This window comes from Barnesiella sp. An22, from assembly GCF_002159975.1.
GTDB classification, from domain to species: domain Bacteria; phylum Bacteroidota; class Bacteroidia; order Bacteroidales; family Barnesiellaceae; genus Barnesiella; species Barnesiella merdigallinarum.
The window spans coordinates 14,258-30,914 of sequence record NZ_NFJR01000015.1 but is presented as its reverse complement, the minus strand read 5'-3'; the positions used below and the strand labels follow the sequence as shown (position 1 = coordinate 30,914).

The window sequence follows — 16,657 nt, the reverse complement described above, 5'->3', positions numbered from 1 at the left end:
CAAGATGCAACCGATTCGAGAAGAGATACGAGACTTGTTTTTGAAAAACTATTAGGTAGAGGAGAAGGATTTCGAACTGCTCTTTTCGAAATTCCGTCGGGTAGAGTATGCCAAGGGCGAAATCATTATCGGAGCCGACAGGTTGTCCGACGAGATTTTTCTGGTCGAGAGCGGTCTTACACGCGATTACTTCTGGGATACCAAAGGCAACGAGGTCACCGAGTGTTTCGGGGGTGAGCGGCGACCTGTTTGCCTCGATGTTCTGCTACTTCAAGGGCGAGCCGGCTTTTCTGCAATACGAGGCGGTGACCCAAATGGTGCTCTATTCTATCCGTAAAGACGATTTGGAGGAGCTCTGCCGGCAGAATCTGGCTATCTCGAACCTCTTCCGTACCATCTGCATCGAAGAACTTTATTGCCTGGAACGCAAATGCAAGATCTTCGGGAAAGACGACGCCCTCAGCCGGTACATCAGCCTGATAAAGGTGCGCCCGCAAATTGTCAAGGAGGTGCCTCTCAAGCATATAGCCTCTTATCTGGGCATCACCCAGCAATCGTTGAGCCGGTTGCGCGCTTCGATTAAGAACCAGTAAACAATACACTTACACGAGTCTCGAGCCTCTATATTGCCCCCGACCGAGGGGGAATATGGCTGTCGGGGACAAATAGTATTTCCTGTTATTTTATATGGTGTGATAAATATCTTTTTATCATATGTTAATTGTTTTGTCGACAATTTTCTTTTATTTTGTAAGAAATTATCGACATTTTATTAAAATATATAGGATTGAACTAAATTTTTGTGATTATGAGAAAGTTTTACTTGTTTGCTGTGTTTTCCTTGATGGCAGGGCTGGCATTTGCCGCCGATGCTGATTCGGGGAAAAGGCTCGACCATGTATTTGTGTATGCGGGCAGCGAGGTGAGTTCGAAGATTATTTACATCTACAACAGCGACGGCTCTTTGCAGTCTATGGAGACCATGATGCTCAACAACGACGGTGTGCTGACCAACAACTCGCGCGAGGTGTATGGCTATGATGCCGAGGGCCGCATGAACGACTATGAGAGCTATGTGTGGCACGCCTCGTCGATGTCGTGGCTGGGCAGTCCCAAAGAGGATGCCAAGAAGCACATGACCTTCGACGACCAGAACCGTATTGCCGAGGTCGACTATTACAAATGGGACAGTTCCATCGAGAAGTGGGGCGAGCACGTATACCTGCACGGGGTCTATACCTACGACGGCAACGTCGCTATCGAGGACCGGGAACGGTGGCTCAACGACAAGTTCTCTACCGCCGACCGCCGTCGCTACGAATACGACGACGCAGGCCGCCTCGTCACCTATGTGCGGTACAGCAACGGGGCCTTCAGTTTCGAGGTGGGCGACTATGTCTATACCCCTACCGACAGTGTGGTGTACAGCTACGACGACCACGGCAACATTACCGAGCAGTCCTCCTTCATGTACATCGATTCGTGGGTAGACGGCGAACGCCTGAAGTATGAATATACTTACGACGAGTATGGCAATATCGCCACCAAGACTTCGTATCGTTGGGACGACTGGACCGACGACTGGATGTCGGGGTCGACGCTCACCTACGAGAACCACTACCTGGCCGACACCGATACCTACGACCTGCCCTATACACGCGACTATGCACAGTCGGGGGCCCTCGAGGCTACCGATGCGGTCGACGGCAATGCCGACGGGTCGACCTGGCGTATCGAAAACGGGGCTTTGGTCTGCTCCTCGAGCACGGCCTCCGAAGCTCCCGATATTCTCTATCTGCCGCCGTTGAACATGGCTTCGGATACCGAGGTAAAGATTGTCTTCAACGCCCGCCTGGCCAACGACTGCGATTCGGCACAGATACAGATGATTCTGTGCAGCAACGACGAGGAGCTCACCCCGCTGGGTGCTGTCGGCAACATTCACACCATCGAGCCGGGCGAAGGCAGTGAAATCGAGGGATATATCATTGCCCCCCAAAACGGAGCCTTCCGCATAGGTATCTGCTTCAACAACAGCCTCGTGGGCTCGCAGGTGGCCATCGACACGCTCACGGTCTACAACTACCGGCCTTCCAATACCCCCATGGAGCCTTACGGCTTGAGTGCCATTGCCGCCAACGACCAGTCGCTGCAGGTACAAATCGACTTCTACGCTCCGGTCTATACCATCGGAGGCGATGTACTGGGTAGTGTCGACAAGATGGAGGTCTACCGTAACGGTTCGGCCGAACCGGTCTACACCACCGAAGAGGTGGGTGCCTCGCTGGTAACCCGCTGGGTCGATACCCATGCGGTGAAGGGTGAGAATACCTACGAGATATATGCCTATGCCAACGGGCAGAAGAGCGACCCGGCTACCATCCTGGTAGTGGCCGGTTACGCCCGTCCGGCCGAGGTGCGTAACCTCTCGATTGTCGAGCAGGCCGACTACTCGTGTGTCATCTCCTGGGACAAACCCGAGGGTATCGATGGCGGCGAGATGTACGACTGCCCCATCTACTACACCGTTATCCGCAACAACGAAACCATTGTGGCCAATGCCGTCACCGGGACTTCGGTAGTCGACAATACCATACCGTGTGAGTACGGACAAACACCGGTATTCTATACGATTCTGTCGAGCAACCTCTCGGGCGAAGGTCGCCGCACCTACTCCGAACTCTACTTTATCGGAGCTCCCTATTCGGCACCCTATGCCGAATCGTTTGCCGGCGGTGCCATGAACACCATGTGGCTCTCCGATAAACTCGAAGGACTCGACAGCGGTTGGGGTATAGGCGAGCAGGCCTATTCGCCCGACGCCCAGCCGCAGGATGGCGATGGCGGTCTCGCTTCGTTCATGGCTACCAACGTGAACGTGGGTACCAAGACCCGCCTGACCAGTGCCAAGATCAACATCGGCAACCTGTCCGAGCCGGCTCTGGGATTCTATATCTATCAGACCACGGGCGAGAAGAGCAACGACAACCTCACCGTAGAGGTTTCGCGCAACAACGGTGAATTTGTGGCCGTAGCCGGGCCCCTCTACGCATCGGGCAACGAAACCGAAGGTTGGGTGAAGAAGGTGATTCCGCTCGACGCCTATCAGGGCGAGACGGCTTTGCGCCTCTCGTTCGTGGGCGAGGCTGTAGACGGTACGACCAACATCAATATCGACAATATCCAGGTACAGGAGCGCTCGGTGGTAGGTATTGCCGACAACAGAGTAGACAAGTATCGGGTATATGCCACAACCGAGGGTCAGATTGTCGTGAAGGCACAACCCGGTAGCGAATGCTCGATTGATGTCTATGGTATCGGTGGACAGAAAGTATATGCTACACAAGGGGACGAGGCTATTGTCGACGCAGCCCCCGGCATCTATGTAGTCGATGTGGAGGGTACACGTTACAAAGTGGTTGTGAAGTAACCGCGACAACGACGGGGAGGCAACCGCCTCTCCCGCCGGTTATGATGAAAGCCTGAAAAAAAAAGACGGGAGATTCGGTTTTTGACAACCGGGTCTCCCGTCTTCCTCTCTATAAACCTAAAACAATATTGCAAGATTACAGGTGGTGCTTGTGATGTTTTACCGCTTTGAGCCGATGCTTGTCGGGTTTGGCCGGGGCCTTCATCTGGTCGTCGAGCAATACGACCGTCGTATCGGTCTCGACCCACAGGTTTACCGTCTGGTTCGAACCGCTGTCGGGAACCAGTTTATACACCTTGGCCGTTTTGTTCTGCGGGGTGCCTCGCTGGAACAGCTTCTTACCCTTGCTCTTCATCTGCTGGCCGGCTTTGCCGTCGGCCGTCACATAGGTTTGGGTCATCTGGTACACCCCGTTTACCGTGTCGATTTGCTGGGTGATAATCACCATGTAGTCGATGCTGTCGCCTTGGCCCGACTCCGACGGTACCACGCCTTCGTAGGCAAAGATGTCCACCATACCGGTCGAGTCGGTACCCATCATCTCTACGGCTTCGCCTTCGTCGATCATTTGATTTTTGTTATTGTTCGATTGGCAGGCTATGAGTGCCGCCGCAGCAAGAACTGTAAAAACAATTTTTTTCATATCGTTGTATAATTGGTTTTCTCCTATAACATGCGTGGCGGCGAAAAGTTTACCGATTGGGAAAAAATTGTTGCAGAATGCGTCGTATCGATTCGACATGCCAGCGGGCTATCCGGTCGCGCCCCTCGGGCGAGAGCAGTATCCGGCAGTCGTGCTCGTTGTCCATGAATAGGCTTTCGGTGAGCAGGGCGGGGCAGAGGCTCTCGCGCAAGATGGCGAAGTTGGCCTCCTTGCACCCTCTGAAACGCAGGTCGGGGAAGACGAGGGGCCACACCTCGTCGAAGAGGTGGGCATACTGCCGGCTCTTGTCGGCACCCGGGTAGCTGTATACCTCGCCGCCGCTCCCGCCGCCGGCGTTGGCGTGGACCGAGACCAGCAGGCAGTCGCCCTGGCGGGCCCACTGGTTGGCACGTCGGCACCGCTCGGACAGGGCGATGTCGGTATCTTCGGGAACCAGGCGACGGCAGGCGATGCCCGCCTGGTCGAGCTGTTGAGCCATGCGCGAAACGATGTCGCGGTTGAACTCCCATTCGAGCAGTTGGCGCCCGTCGGGCCACACGGGCGATCGTTTGCCCGGCGTGTCGCAGCCGTGGCCGTTGTCGAGTAGTATCGTTATCATCTTTTCCGTTCTTTTTACGGCGTAAAATTAGGTCGGTTGTCAGCTCCGTTTGTGGCATGACGATACAGACTCCCAACAATTAGGTAGGGATGTGCGTTGGTTTCATCTAAAAAGGGGATTGTGCAGGTGGTACGAATGCTGTTTCTTTGTAGTGTCGAAACCGGCAACGATTTTGTGACTGTGAGAATATGACTATCTTTGTGTATTCATGAACGAAAAAAGAGAATAGAATGTATAAACTGGGAGCCTATAATCGAGACAATCGCATGAGCGATTTGGTGTGCGACAACTATCCCGTGCTGCTGGTGATGAGCCGCTTCGGCATCGCCCTGGGTTTCGGCGACAAAAGCATAGGGCAGGTGTGCGACGAGAACGGCGTGCATACCGATACCTTCCTGGCTGTGGTCAATCTGTTGCTCGACGAGGGCGACCCCGAGGAGTACAAGAGCGACATATCGGTGGGGGCCCTGCTGGGCTATCTGCACAACTCGCACGACTATTTCCTCAACTTCAGGCTGCCGGCCATCCGGCGCAATCTGCTGGGGGCCATCGACTGCGGGGCCAAGGATATAGCCATTGCCATACTCCGCTTTTTCGACGAGTATGTGGCCGAGGTGCAGAAGCACATGCGCTACGAAGAGCGCACGGTCTTTCCCTACGTGACGGCCCTGCTCAACGGCGTGCATCCCGGCGAGTACAGCATTGCCGTCTTTCGCAAGCGGCACGACCAGGTCGAGGCCAAGCTCACCGAGCTGAAAAATATACTCATCAAGTATTACCCGGCCACGAGCAGCAACGAGTTGAACAGTGTCTTGTTCGACATCTTTACCTGCGAGCAGGACCTGGCCTCGCACAACTATATAGAAGATTACCTGTTTGTCCCGGCCATTCAGGAGCTGGAAAACCAAATAGACGAAACGAGATGAAGCCTGTCGTAAAAGTGATTGTAGCCGAGCCCTCGTTGATTATCCGCAAGGGGTTGCTCTCGGTGCTGAAGAAGTTGACCACCATCAATATCGAGACGACCGAGGTGGCCGACGTGCAGCAGCTCACCGCCTCGCTGGCGTGGCGCAAGCCCGATGTGTTCATCGTCAATCCCGGGCTGGCGGGAGTGGTCTCGGTAGCGCAGATCAAGAAGGGTGCCGACGGACCGGCCCCGAAGTGTATCGCCCTGCAAAACTCGTTGGTCGATGCCTCGGTCCTGAAACTGTACGACGAGGTCATCTCGATTTACGACACGGCCGAGCAGATACGCGAGAAGTTCGACCGCCTGGTACACGCCGCTCCCGAGGAGACGGTGCGCCAGGAGCCCCTCACCGAGCGTGAGAAAGAGATTATCATCGGCGTAGTCAAGGGCATGACCAACAAGCAGATTGCCGAGCAGCTGTGCCTGTCGGCCCATACGGTCATCACCCACCGGCGCAACATTGCCGGCAAGTTGCAGATACACAGTCCGGCCGGGCTCACCATCTACGCCATAGTCAACAAGTTTGTCGATATCAACGACATAAAGGATTCCATTTATAACCGTGAGGAGTGATTACTTCGTTATATAAGTTATTTGATGTTGTTTTTGGGAAAATCCGTCTGCTCGTTCAGGCGGATTTTTTCATGCCCGGCAGAGTCGGGAGCCTCGTGAAAAAAGGTTATATCCGGCTCGAGTCTGCGCGCTTTGATGTATCTTTGCCGTATGGAAAAGGAAAGAGAAATTAAAGCCCTGTTTTTCGATATAGACGGCACGCTCGTCAGTTTCAATACCCACCGTATTCCCCGCTCGACCATCGAGGCCATCGAGGCGGCCAAGCAGAAGGGAATCAAGATTTTTATCGCCACGGGCCGCCCCTTGGTCTACATTAACAACCTGGCCGACATAGCCCATCTCGTCGATGGCTATGTGACCACCAACGGTGCCTGCATCGTCATCGACGGGCAGGTGGTGGCCTGCCATGCGATACCCGAAGCCGATGTGCGCACGATGATGCGCTTCTCCGACGAGCGTCATTTCCCCTGCATTCTAGTGGGCGAGACCGATGCCTTGCTCTACAACGCTACGCACGAGGTCGAGGAGTTTTTCCACCGTCTGCTCGACCTGCAACAGATTTCGAGCCCCGTATCGCTCGACACCCTGTTGCAGCAGCGCATCACCCAGATGACCCCTATCATTACGGCCGATGTCGAGGCCGAGATTATGCCGCTGCTCCCCTCGTGCGAGTCGAGCCGGTGGTATCCCGCCTTTGCCGATGTGACCGCTCGCGGGGTCGATAAGGGCGAGGGGGTGAAGACCGTAGCCCGTCACTTCGGTTTCCCCGTCGAGGCCACCATGGCTTTCGGCGACGGGGGCAATGATACCCGCATGCTGCAGGTAGCCGGCATCGGGGTGGCCATGGGCAACGCCAACGAACCGCTGAAGGCTGTGGCCGACTATGTGACGACCTCGGTCGACGACGACGGGGTGAAGCGTGCTCTCGAGCATTGGCACGTGCTGTAACCGGCGCAGGCCGCTGTCTGGCATGTCTGTGAGGATACCGGGAAAAATAGAGATAGATTAGAGGCGAGGGCGGAGTCAGCTTTCGCCTTTTTTCCGTTTGAGAAATTCGGTAGGAATCTCGCCGAAATACTCCTTGTAACATTTCGTGAAGTACGAGGGCGAACTGAAGCCCACCTCGTAGGTAATCTCGGCCACCGTCTTCTCGGTCGAGGCCAGCAGCGAGGCCGCCCGTTTGAGGCGTGCGATGCGCATCAGTTCGTTGGGCGAGTAGCCATACAGCGCCTTGGTCTTGCGGTAGAGCTGCACGCGGCTCAGCCCAATCTGTTCGCCCAGCTCCTCGACGCTGAAGTTGGCATTCGACAGATTCTCGTCGATGATGCGGCGCAGCTTTTCGGCAAAGCCCTTGTCTACGTCGCTTACCGGAGTCTTTGCCGGGGAGAGAGGCGTATTGCCGTTCTCGGTAAAGATGTTTTGCAGGCGGTGCCGGTTCTCGATGAGGTTGTGCAGGCGCACGGTGAGCAGCCGGGCACTGAAGGGCTTGGCAATGTACGAGTCGGCTCCGCACTCATAACCCTTGATTTTCTGCTCGTCCATGGCATAGGCGGTGAGCATCATCACGGGGATGTGCGAGGTTTGCAGCTCCGACTTCAGCCGGCGGCAACACTCCAGCCCATCCATCACGGGCATCATCACGTCGCAGATGATGGCGTCGGGCACGTACTTCATGGCCAGGCGTATGCCCTCTTGGCCGTTGGCCGCCTCGATAACCTGATATTGGTCTTGCAGTATGGTCCGCACATAGTCGCGTATGTCCTGATTGTCGTCGATAACGAGCACACTCGGTTTGTCGTCGGGCGTCGTCTCGCGCGGCTGGGCCTGCAACGTCTCCTGGTCGGCAGCCAGTACGGCCCCCTCTTTCAGGTTGGTAAGCACGGCACTGCGGGTAGTGTCGGGGTCGAGAGCTCCCGACTGCCGGGCCGGCATCTCTATGGTGAAGCAGGTACCTTGCCCCTCGGTCGTCTCCACGCGTATGGTGCCGTGGTGCATTTCGACAAAGGCCTTGACCAGAGCCAGCCCGATACCCGAGCCGGCATGGTGGACGTCTATCTGGTAGAAGCTGTCGAAGATGTGCTGCACATGCTCGGCCGGCATGCCCACGCCGGTATCGGCGACTTGCAGCCGCAGGTAGGGCTCGCCCTCGTGGTCGTATCGGGCGAGGGTGATGCGAATCGAGCCATTGTCGGGTGTGAACTTGAAGGCGTTGGAGAGCAGGTTGTAGACGATGCGCTCCAGTTTCTCGGCATCGGCCGTGACGGTAAAGTCGGTATCTTCTTCGGCCTGGATGTCGAAGTGGATGTGCTTGCGGTAGGAGAGGGTGCGGAAGGCGTCGCTCCACTCGGCAAGCGAGTTGCGCAGGTCGAACTGGCTCAGGCGCAATTGCAGTTTGCCATCCTCGAATTTACGGAAGTCGAGCACCTGGTTGACGAGCCGCAACAGCACCGTTACGTTTTTGTGGATGATGTTGAGCAGAAAGCGCTCGTGCTTGTCGAGGTGCTGGCTCTGGCCGAGCTGGTCTACCGGGTCGGCAATGAGTGTGAGCGGTGTGCGGAAGTCGTGCGACACGTTGGTGAAGAAAGCCAGTTTGGCATGGGTGGCATCTTCGAGCTGGCGCGAGAGGGTGATGAGCTGGTCGCGCTGTTCCTCGAGTTGCCGTTTCTGGTCCGACAGTTCGGTATTGAGCCGGTTTTTGGTCCAGAAGGCCCGCACGACAATCACGAGCAGGATACCCACCAGCACCAGAATCACGATACAGGCATAGAGGAACATGCGTTGGGCCGAGTAGCGCATCAGGAAGGCGTCGAGCTGACTGTTGAGCCGCTCGATTTTCTCGTCGAGGGTGCTGATGTGTGCATTCTGCATCTGCATGATGCGGGCATTCTGATGGTTGACCAGTGCCGTCGAGAGCAGCGTTTCGCGCGGGAAGTCGCGCCCTTCGAGTATATCCATGGCTACCTGCACCACCCGGTCGCCCCCCGTGGGGTAGATAAAGGTGGCATCGAGTATGCTGTCGGCAACCAGTCCCACGCCCATCTCTTTACCCGACAGGGCATCGACTCCCACAAAGAGCATGTGGCCGGCACGGCCCTCGCGCACGGCTGCCTCGTGAGCTCCGGCGGCCATGCGGTCGTTGTGGGCAAAGACGAGATCGATGCGGGGTTGCCGGGCCAGAATGGAGTCGAAAGCCTCTTCGGCCGACTGTTGGAACCAACCGGCATCGGCCGTGGCTACGATGCGGATACCGGGATGATGCGAGAGGGCGTCGACCAATCCCTGGTGGCGGTCACGGGCCGGGGTAGAGCCCTTCAATCCTGTGAGTTCTACCATGTTGCCCTGTCCGTGCAAGCGGCTGGCAATGTAGGTACCTATCTGGTAGCCCATGTCGTAGTTGTCGGCTCCGATATAGGCGGTATAGTGGTCCGAGTCGGTTTTGCGGTCGACCAGTACGACGGGTATTCCCTGGCTGTAAGCCTTCTCCACGATGGGGGCAATGGCTTCGGCCTCGTTGGGAGCCACCACGATGAGGTCGGCCCCCTCGTCGATAAAGTATTCGATGTCGGCAATCTGGCGTTGGTTATCGTCGTTAGCCGACCGAATCTCCACATCCAATCCGGGATAGAAGAGCGCTTCGCGGCGGATTTCCTTGTTCATCTGGGTGCGCCACTCGTCGTCGCTGCATTGCGATACCCCTATGAGAAAACGGTTTTTCTCCTGGGTACAGGCGGTAAGCAACAGCACGAGAGTGCACGAGGCGAGGAGCAAAAGAAAAGGTAGGCGTCTCATAGCTTCTCATTTTGAGGATTAAGATAGGCAAAGATAAAAAATTTAATGAGAAGAGCACGCCTGCCAAGTGAAAGAATTGCGGTACAGCCCCTTTGTCGAGCTGCCTTCGGGGTTGCCCCGGCCGGGTTTCGGCTGTTGCGCGAGTGGCGTAGGGTAGCCTGTTAAATGCTGGATATGAGAAAAAAACGGTTATACGACGAGGACGACCGCCCCGGTTCGTATCGGGAGGATCGCCCTCGTCAAAATAAAAGAAAAAGTAGTATTAAGCCAACCGACTGGTGAGGCTCTCGGGCAGCACGGGCATGGCTCCTTGCTGCGTGCACACGTAGGCCGAGGTGTCGACGGCCAGCTGGTGGGCCTCACGTACCGAACGGCCGCGGATGATGGCGGCGGTAAAGGCGGCGGTGAACGAGTCGCCCGCACCTACGGTGTCGGCCACCTGTACGGTGGGAGTCTCTACAAACGACACATGACCCGGGGTAAAGACATAGCTGCCGTTTACGCCGCAGGTGAGGATGAGCATCTTCAGGTTATACTTGGCCAGCAGAATCCAGCACTTGTCTTGCAGGTCGATGCCGGGGTAGCCAAACAGACGGCTTACCGTTACCAGCTCCTCGTCGTTTATCTTCAGCACGTTGCAGCGGCTGAACGAGTCGCACAGAATCTCTTTGGTGTAGAAGCTCTGGCGCAGGTTGATGTCGAAGATTTTCAACGTCTCGGGTGTATCGGGCATGGTGGCGAGGAATCGGGCTATGGTCTCGCGCGAAACGATGCTGCGCTGTGCCAGCGACCCGAAGCAGATGGCCTGTGTCTGGCGAGCCAGTTGGTCCAGTTCTTCGGTATAGGGTATGTTGTCCCAGGCTACTCCCTCTTTGATGTCGTAGCAGGGCACACCCTCGTTGTCGAGCGTAACCTGCACGGTGCCGGTGGGGTAGGGTACCGTTTCGATAATCCCTTGCAGCCGTTTCTCGCGGAAGTTGTCGAGTATTTCGGTGCCCAGCTTGTCCTGGCCTACGGCACTTACTACCCGGCTGTTCAAGCCGAATTGCGATACGTGATAGGCAAAGTTTGCAGGAGCTCCACCCAGTTTCTTTCCTTCGGGCAGCACGTCCCACAGTGCTTCGCCCATTCCTACGATGATATGGTCGTTATTGTTCATGGCGTTATAATTAGTGTTTGAATTTAATAAGTCGATAAGTTATTTTTTCAGTTTGATGGTGTATACAATCAGGTAGAGAACCCCTACGGTCATCACGGCTATGGCACCGGCCTGACCCACGGCGTCGCTGGCCACACCCATCAGCAGCGGGAATATGGTGCCGCCGAAGAGGCCCATGATCATCAGTCCCGAAGCCTCGTTCTTTTTGTCGGGAACGGCGGTAAGAGCCTGGGCAAAGATGATGGAGAAGACGTTGGAGTTGCCGAAGCCGATGAGGGCGATGCAGGCGTAGATGACGGGGAGCGACTCGGTAGAGAGCAGCCCGATCATGGCTACCAGCATGCAGGCCACACTGATGGCCAGGAATTTACGGCCCGAAAGGTGACGCAGGATAAAGGTTCCCAGCAGACACCCGGCCGTACGGAAGATAAAGTAGAGGCTGGTGGCAAAGCCGGCCTCCTCGAGGGTGATGCCCACCCGCTCGATCAGCAGCTTGGGAGCCGTGGTGTTGGTACCTACGTCGATGCCTACGTGGCACATGATACCCAGAAAACAGAGCAGGATGAAGGGCTTGCCCAGCAGGCGCAGGCATTCGCGGAATCCCGAAGCCTTGTCGGGTTTCTCTTCATCGATGGGGGTCGACGAGAGCCACAGGATGGCGATGATGGCAATGACCATGTAGATGGGGAAGAGCACGCGCCACCCCAACCCGAAGGTAGGCATGGCCTGCGTGGCACCCCACATGGCGATATAGGGGGCCAGGAACGAGGCGATGGCCTTGACAAACTGCCCGAAGGTGAGCGAACTGGCCAGACGGTCGCCCGAGATGATGTTGCTCAGCAGTGGGTTGAGCGAGGTCTGCATCAAGGCATTGCCGATGCCCAGCAGCGAGAAGGAGCAGAGCATGAGTCCGTAGCCGTCGCCAAAGAGGGGCAACAGCAGCGAGACGGCGGTCACCACGAGGCTCAGCAACACGGTGCGTTTCCGCCCGATGCGGTTCATCAATACGCCCGTGGGTACCGAGAAGATGAGGAACCAGAAGAAGACGAGCGACGGGAAGATATTGGCCTGCGAATCGGTGAGGCCCAGGTCGGCCTTCACATAGTTCGAGGCGATACCTACCAGGTCGACGAAACCCATGGCAAAGAAGCAGAGCATGACGGGGATAAGTCGGCCGTATTTTATTTGTTGTTTAGCTGTCATAATCGTTATATAGAGTAATTGTTGTTTCGTTTTCTGAAGAGAGGGAGAGAGAAGGGCCGCCACACAGAGCGGTCACCTCTCTCGTCCCCTCTTGCTTCTATCAATCTATCGCGGTAATTTCTATTACATGGCTTCGCATGGGGGTGAAACCCAGCACGTCGAGGCCTACCTTCATCAGATAGTCGCCCGAGAGCTCTTTGCCGTTGGCCGGCAGGGTAGACTCTACACCGGGCATGAGGTTTATCTCTTCGACCTTGTAGCGCTTGTGCGGGTCGAGGCCCTGCAGCTTCACGGGGAGCAGTTTCTCCTGGTAGCGCGGGTAGAGGTCATAGGCAAAGAGCACCGCCTTGCGGCTGTCGGCCCCGACATAGTTCACGGCCATGTGGTTGCTCTCGTAGGGCGAAACCAGGCGATACTGACTGCCGTCGAGAATAACCGGTTGCAATCGTTTCCAGTTGGCCACAGCCTCCTGGCAGTAGAGCAGTTCGTCGGCACTCAACTCCTTCAACCCCAGGTCGAAACCCAACTTGCACATCGACGCCACATCGGTGCGGAACTTGATCGACGCCTCTTTGTTCCAGCTCGTCACGTGGGCACACATGGCCTTGGCCGGGAAGAAGTGCGAGAAGCCCCACTGTATATAAACACGTTCCACGGGGTCGGTGTTGTCGCTGCACCAAAATTCGGTAAAGTATTTCAACGCCTCGTAGTCGCAGCGGGCACCGCCGCCCGAGCAGAGCATCATGGCCACCTGCGGGTAGTTGTCGTGCACCCGTTGCATCACCCGGTATATGCCCCGCACATGGTCGATGTAGAGTTGTCCCTGGTCGGCCTTGAGGTAGGGCGAGTAGATGTTGGTGATGGGGCTGTTGCAGTCCCACTTGAAGTAGGCGATGTCGGGGTTCTCCTTCAGCAGGTTGTCGACGATGCCATATACATACTCCTGCACGGCGGGGTTGCTCATGTCGAGCACCAGCTGGTTGCGGTAGTAGTAGGTTTCGCGGTTGGGGTAGTGGATGGCCCAATCGGGGTGACGCTCGAAGAGTTCGCTCTTGGGGTTCACCATCTCGGGCTCGATCCACAGGCCGAATTTCACACCCGCCTCGCGGGCTGCCTTTGTGAGGGCGGGGATACCGCCGGGCAGTTTGTCGTGAGTCACCTCCCAGTCGCCCAGTCCGGCGCGGTCGTTCTCGCGGGGATATTTGTTGCCGAACCACCCGTCGTCGAGCAGGAACATGTCCACGCCCAGCTCTTTGGCCTCGCGCATCAGCTCGGCCAGCATCTCCTGGTCGAAGTCGAAGGCCGTGTTTTCCCAGTTGTTGAGCAGCGTGAGGCGCGGCCCCTTGCCCTCTTTCAACTGGTAGTTGCGGGCCCAGGCCTGCAGGTCGCGGCTGCCTTGCCCCATGCCCTCGGTGCTGAGGGTGAAGATGAACTCGGGCGTCGTGAAGGTCTCGTTGCGCTTGAGCTTATAGGCCGAGGCGTAAGGGTTGATGCCGGGAATCACGCGCAGGTTGCCCACGTTGTCCACCTCGAAGGTGAAGCGGAAGTTTCCCGTCCAGGCCAGCGTACCCATGAGCACCTCGCCTTGACGCTCCTGTGCAGGCTGGTCAAGCCCGACGACAAAGAAGGGGTGGGTGTGCATGGCGGCCCGGCTGCCCAGCTTGGTGTCGAGCACCTTCTTGCCGAATTGCAGGGGCTGGCAGCTCATCTGCGCCTCTTTGGCCCAATCGCCGCTGAACTCGGTCAGGTAGTAGGCCGGTCGGCTGAAGTAGAGCATGGTCGAGGCATAGGTCGAGAGCACGATGGGATTCTTCTCCTCATGACGTATGTCGCTCCAGGTCTTGATGACATTCTCGCGGGGGTAAGCCACATAGTGCAGGGTCACTTCTACGGGATACTTGTCGTCGCGCAGCACGATGTCGGTCTGCACGCCCCCCTCGACCGCATGGGTCGAGGAAGAGACGTAGTAGAGCCACGTCGAGGGATTGCCGTCGTTGTGGGTGATGGCCAGGGCCGGTTCGAAGAAATCTTCGTTACCCGAGCCGCTGTACACTTCCCATCCGCGGCGGCATACACTGCCGTCCGATGCTGCGTGCACGCTCCACCCCAGCTCCTTCAGGTCGGCCTCGTTGAGCAGCTTTTCGCCGAAGTAGCTCTGGTAGAGGCGCCCGTTCTCGGCTACTTGCAGCACGAGGTCGGTGCGGTCGGTCGAGATGCGTATCTGTTTCATATCACTGGCATTCAGTGTCGTTATGGCAAGTAGCGAAACTGCTGCTAAAACCAGATTGTGTTTCATGGAATACGAGTGATAGGAATTACAGACTCAGTTGGTATATATTCAAATTTTTGATTTGGGCTTCACCATCCTTGGAATAGAAACGCAGTGCACTGTAAGGAGCCGTGGGGAACACGAGGTTGGTCATGGCAATGCGGCCACCGTCTACGAAAATCTCGATCGAGCATTTGTCTACGAATACATCGAGGTGGTAAGTCTTGCCGTTGCACAGCGAGAGGGGTGCCCAGGTACCCAGCGCAAAGTCGTTCACGTAGTTTACCGACAGTTTCTTGCGGTGGTCGTCGGTCTCCTTGGCGTGTACGGTCACTTCGCCGTAGCGGCTCAGGTCGGTGATACCGCTTTGTGTACGGTCCATGACGATGCGGCCGCCCTTCAGGTCGAGGTAGATGTCTACCTTTTCGCCCTTGTCGTTGAGGAGAGCGAAGCCTACGGTGTCGGCGTTATTCGGCGTGATGTCCATCTCCAGTTCGCAGGCACCTTCGGGTCCGGTCTTCATCGGGTTTACGGTATACTCGTCCTTCAGGTCGATGTCGGCGATGGTCGTGGTACCTTTGCGCAAGCCTTGGGTCTCTTTCACGGCATTGGCAGCCATGTAGATTTCGCCGTCCTTGGTGTAGAGCGAGAGCTCACGGGGCAGGGCGTTGGCGCTGCGGTACTGGAGGTTGGGGGTAGCGTTGGCATATTGCCAGTTGCTCATCCAGGGCACGGCAATGGTGCGGTCGCCCGTGTTGGAGAAACATACGGTAGCATAGTGGTCTTTACCGAAGTCGAGCCATTTGGTCACGCTCTTGTCGTTGTCGCATTTGAACTCTTTGCCGTCAAACTCGCCTACGAAATATTCGGTAGCGCTACCGCCGAAGGGGCAACCCGGGTTGATGTTGACAATCATCACCCATTTCATGTGGTTCTTGTCGCCGTCGACAGGCAGTTGGATGAAGTCGGGGCATTCGAACTGGTTGGGCTGTACGCCGTAGCCTTCGCCAAACTGGCTCAGGTATTCCCAGTGTTTCAGGTCGGTCGAGTTGTAGAAGCGCATGTTTTTGTCGGCCGATACAATCATGTACCATTTCTGAGCCGGTTCGTACCAGAATACTTTCGGGTCGCGGAAGTCTTTCAGTCCGTCGAACGGCGTGAGGATGGGGTTACCCTCGTATTTGGTGTAGGTGCGGCCGTTGTCGGTGCTGTAAGCCATGCACTGAATCTGACCGTACTTGTCGCTGGCCGAGGTATAGAAGGCAATCAGAGCATCTTTGCCATAGCCGGCGCTGTTGAAGTGGTCGACTACCGAGCTGCCCGAGAAGATGTGACCCAGCGTATCGCGGGCGATAGCCGGTGCCAGGTGTTCCCAGTGGATGAGGTCTTTGCTCACCGAGTGGCCCCAGTGCATGTTGCCCCATTTGGAACCGTAGGGGTTGTATTGGAAATAGAGGTGATACTCACCGTCTTTGTATACCAGACCGTTGGCATCGTTCATCCAGCCATAGAGCGGGGTGTGGTGATAGACGGGGCGGTAGTAGTCGGTGTTGGTCGTGTCGAACGTGTCGGCCAGACGCAGGCTGTCCCAGCACATGGCGTTGGCGGCAACCTGTCCTATAGTTACGGTAGCCTCTTTGGTACCCTCGGGCAAGGCGAAAGGCACATAGTAGTCTACGCTGTCTACGGCCAGACGGATGTCCATGGTTACATCGGCAGGACTGCCGGTGTCGAGTTTCACTTTACCTTCGGGACGAGACTCCTGGATGGGGAGAATCAGGTATTTCGAGGGATTGGTGATGTGAACGATGGTGAGCGTATCGCCCTGGTGTTCGAGACTGATACTGCCTTTTTGCGGTTGGCAAGCTGCGAGAGCGGCCACTGCGGCTGCTGTTGCCAGCACTTTTGTCGAATGTCTGAAATCTATTTTCATGGTCGTTTTTATTTATGAAATGTTTGAAAAATCGTACTTGTAAATAATAACCTAAAACAATTTTTTTACCTC

12 protein-coding genes are annotated in these 16,657 nt (G+C 56.4%); 5 read left to right on the top strand and 7 right to left on the bottom strand.

Going from position 1 to position 16,657, the window contains the following annotated elements:
- The first annotated feature begins 233 nt into the window (after positions 1-233).
- Together B5F38_RS12045 and B5F38_RS12040 are read left to right on the top strand one after the other, a co-directional pair.
- On the top strand, positions 234-593 hold the full coding sequence (locus tag B5F38_RS12045; RefSeq protein WP_087409457.1) for a Crp/Fnr family transcriptional regulator: 360 nt from the start codon (positions 234-236) through the stop codon (positions 591-593).
- A gap of 215 nt (positions 594-808) precedes the next feature.
- Entirely contained in the window at positions 809-3,430 is a 2,622-nt protein-coding gene (locus B5F38_RS12040) for a hypothetical protein (protein ID WP_143240978.1), read from the top strand.
- Positions 3,431-3,566: 136 nt separating this feature from the next.
- Here B5F38_RS12040 and B5F38_RS12035 read toward each other — a convergent pair whose 3' ends face one another.
- Positions 3,567-4,073 (bottom strand): copper resistance protein NlpE N-terminal domain-containing protein, encoded by a 507-nt coding sequence (locus B5F38_RS12035; RefSeq protein ID WP_087409455.1) that lies wholly within the window; start codon positions 4,071-4,073, stop codon positions 3,567-3,569.
- Between the two features lie 49 nt (positions 4,074-4,122).
- Entirely contained in the window at positions 4,123-4,692 is a 570-nt protein-coding gene (locus tag B5F38_RS12030; protein WP_087409454.1) for an N-acetylmuramoyl-L-alanine amidase, read from the bottom strand.
- Between the two features lie 230 nt (positions 4,693-4,922).
- Here B5F38_RS12030 and B5F38_RS12025 point away from each other — a divergent pair, with 230 nt between their 5' ends.
- From B5F38_RS12025 to B5F38_RS12015, 3 genes are all read left to right on the top strand, one after another.
- A complete protein-coding gene (locus B5F38_RS12025; protein WP_087409453.1) occupies positions 4,923-5,618 on the top strand; it encodes a hemerythrin domain-containing protein in 696 nt (231 codons plus the stop codon).
- Positions 5,615-6,232 carry a response regulator transcription factor gene (locus tag B5F38_RS12020; protein ID WP_087409452.1) on the top strand — a complete coding sequence of 206 codons (618 nt, stop codon included), beginning with the start codon at positions 5,615-5,617 and terminating at the stop codon, positions 6,230-6,232. The genes B5F38_RS12025 and B5F38_RS12020 overlap by 4 nt, the downstream gene beginning before the upstream one ends.
- A 150-nt stretch (positions 6,233-6,382) precedes the next feature.
- On the top strand, positions 6,383-7,180 hold the full coding sequence (locus B5F38_RS12015; RefSeq protein WP_087409474.1) for a Cof-type HAD-IIB family hydrolase: 798 nt from the start codon (positions 6,383-6,385) through the stop codon (positions 7,178-7,180).
- 75 nt (positions 7,181-7,255) lie between these two features.
- On the opposite strand, the gene B5F38_RS12010 is transcribed toward B5F38_RS12015, so the two are convergent.
- From B5F38_RS12010 to B5F38_RS11990, 5 genes are all read right to left on the bottom strand, one after another.
- Positions 7,256-10,021 carry a substrate-binding domain-containing protein gene (locus tag B5F38_RS12010; RefSeq protein WP_087409451.1) on the bottom strand — a complete coding sequence of 922 codons (2,766 nt, stop codon included), beginning with the start codon at positions 10,019-10,021 and terminating at the stop codon, positions 7,256-7,258.
- A gap of 262 nt (positions 10,022-10,283) precedes the next feature.
- Positions 10,284-11,180 carry a carbohydrate kinase gene (locus tag B5F38_RS12005; RefSeq protein WP_087409450.1) on the bottom strand — a complete coding sequence of 299 codons (897 nt, stop codon included), beginning with the start codon at positions 11,178-11,180 and terminating at the stop codon, positions 10,284-10,286.
- Positions 11,181-11,219: 39 nt separating this feature from the next.
- Positions 11,220-12,383, bottom strand: a complete 1,164-nt coding sequence (locus tag B5F38_RS12000) for an MFS transporter (protein WP_087409449.1) — start codon at positions 12,381-12,383, stop codon at positions 11,220-11,222.
- Between the two features lie 100 nt (positions 12,384-12,483).
- Positions 12,484-14,679 carry an alpha-galactosidase gene (locus B5F38_RS11995; RefSeq protein ID WP_087409448.1) on the bottom strand — a complete coding sequence of 732 codons (2,196 nt, stop codon included), beginning with the start codon at positions 14,677-14,679 and terminating at the stop codon, positions 12,484-12,486.
- A gap of 19 nt (positions 14,680-14,698) precedes the next feature.
- Positions 14,699-16,585 carry a DUF4980 domain-containing protein gene (locus B5F38_RS11990; RefSeq protein ID WP_087409447.1) on the bottom strand — a complete coding sequence of 629 codons (1,887 nt, stop codon included), beginning with the start codon at positions 16,583-16,585 and terminating at the stop codon, positions 14,699-14,701.
- Positions 16,586-16,657 lie beyond the last annotated feature (72 nt).

Excerpts from the sequence above, each read along its gene's own strand:
- B5F38_RS12040 (WP_143240978.1), top strand. The coding sequence starts at position 809 with ATGAGAAAGTTTTACTTGTTTGCTGTGTTTTCCTTGATGGCAGGGCTG.
- B5F38_RS12030 (WP_087409454.1), bottom strand. The coding sequence starts at position 4,692 with ATGATAACGATACTACTCGACAACGGCCACGGCTGCGACACGCCGGGC.
- B5F38_RS12035 (WP_087409455.1), bottom strand. The coding sequence starts at position 4,073 with ATGAAAAAAATTGTTTTTACAGTTCTTGCTGCGGCGGCACTCATAGCC.
- B5F38_RS12010 (WP_087409451.1), bottom strand. The coding sequence starts at position 10,021 with ATGAGACGCCTACCTTTTCTTTTGCTCCTCGCCTCGTGCACTCTCGTG.
- B5F38_RS12015 (WP_087409474.1), top strand. The coding sequence starts at position 6,383 with ATGGAAAAGGAAAGAGAAATTAAAGCCCTGTTTTTCGATATAGACGGC.
- B5F38_RS11995 (WP_087409448.1), bottom strand. The coding sequence starts at position 14,679 with ATGAAACACAATCTGGTTTTAGCAGCAGTTTCGCTACTTGCCATAACG.
- B5F38_RS12000 (WP_087409449.1), bottom strand. The coding sequence starts at position 12,383 with ATGACAGCTAAACAACAAATAAAATACGGCCGACTTATCCCCGTCATG.
- B5F38_RS12025 (WP_087409453.1), top strand. The coding sequence starts at position 4,923 with ATGTATAAACTGGGAGCCTATAATCGAGACAATCGCATGAGCGATTTG.
- B5F38_RS12020 (WP_087409452.1), top strand. The coding sequence starts at position 5,615 with ATGAAGCCTGTCGTAAAAGTGATTGTAGCCGAGCCCTCGTTGATTATC.
- B5F38_RS11990 (WP_087409447.1), bottom strand. The coding sequence starts at position 16,585 with ATGAAAATAGATTTCAGACATTCGACAAAAGTGCTGGCAACAGCAGCC.
- B5F38_RS12005 (WP_087409450.1), bottom strand. The coding sequence starts at position 11,180 with ATGAACAATAACGACCATATCATCGTAGGAATGGGCGAAGCACTGTGG.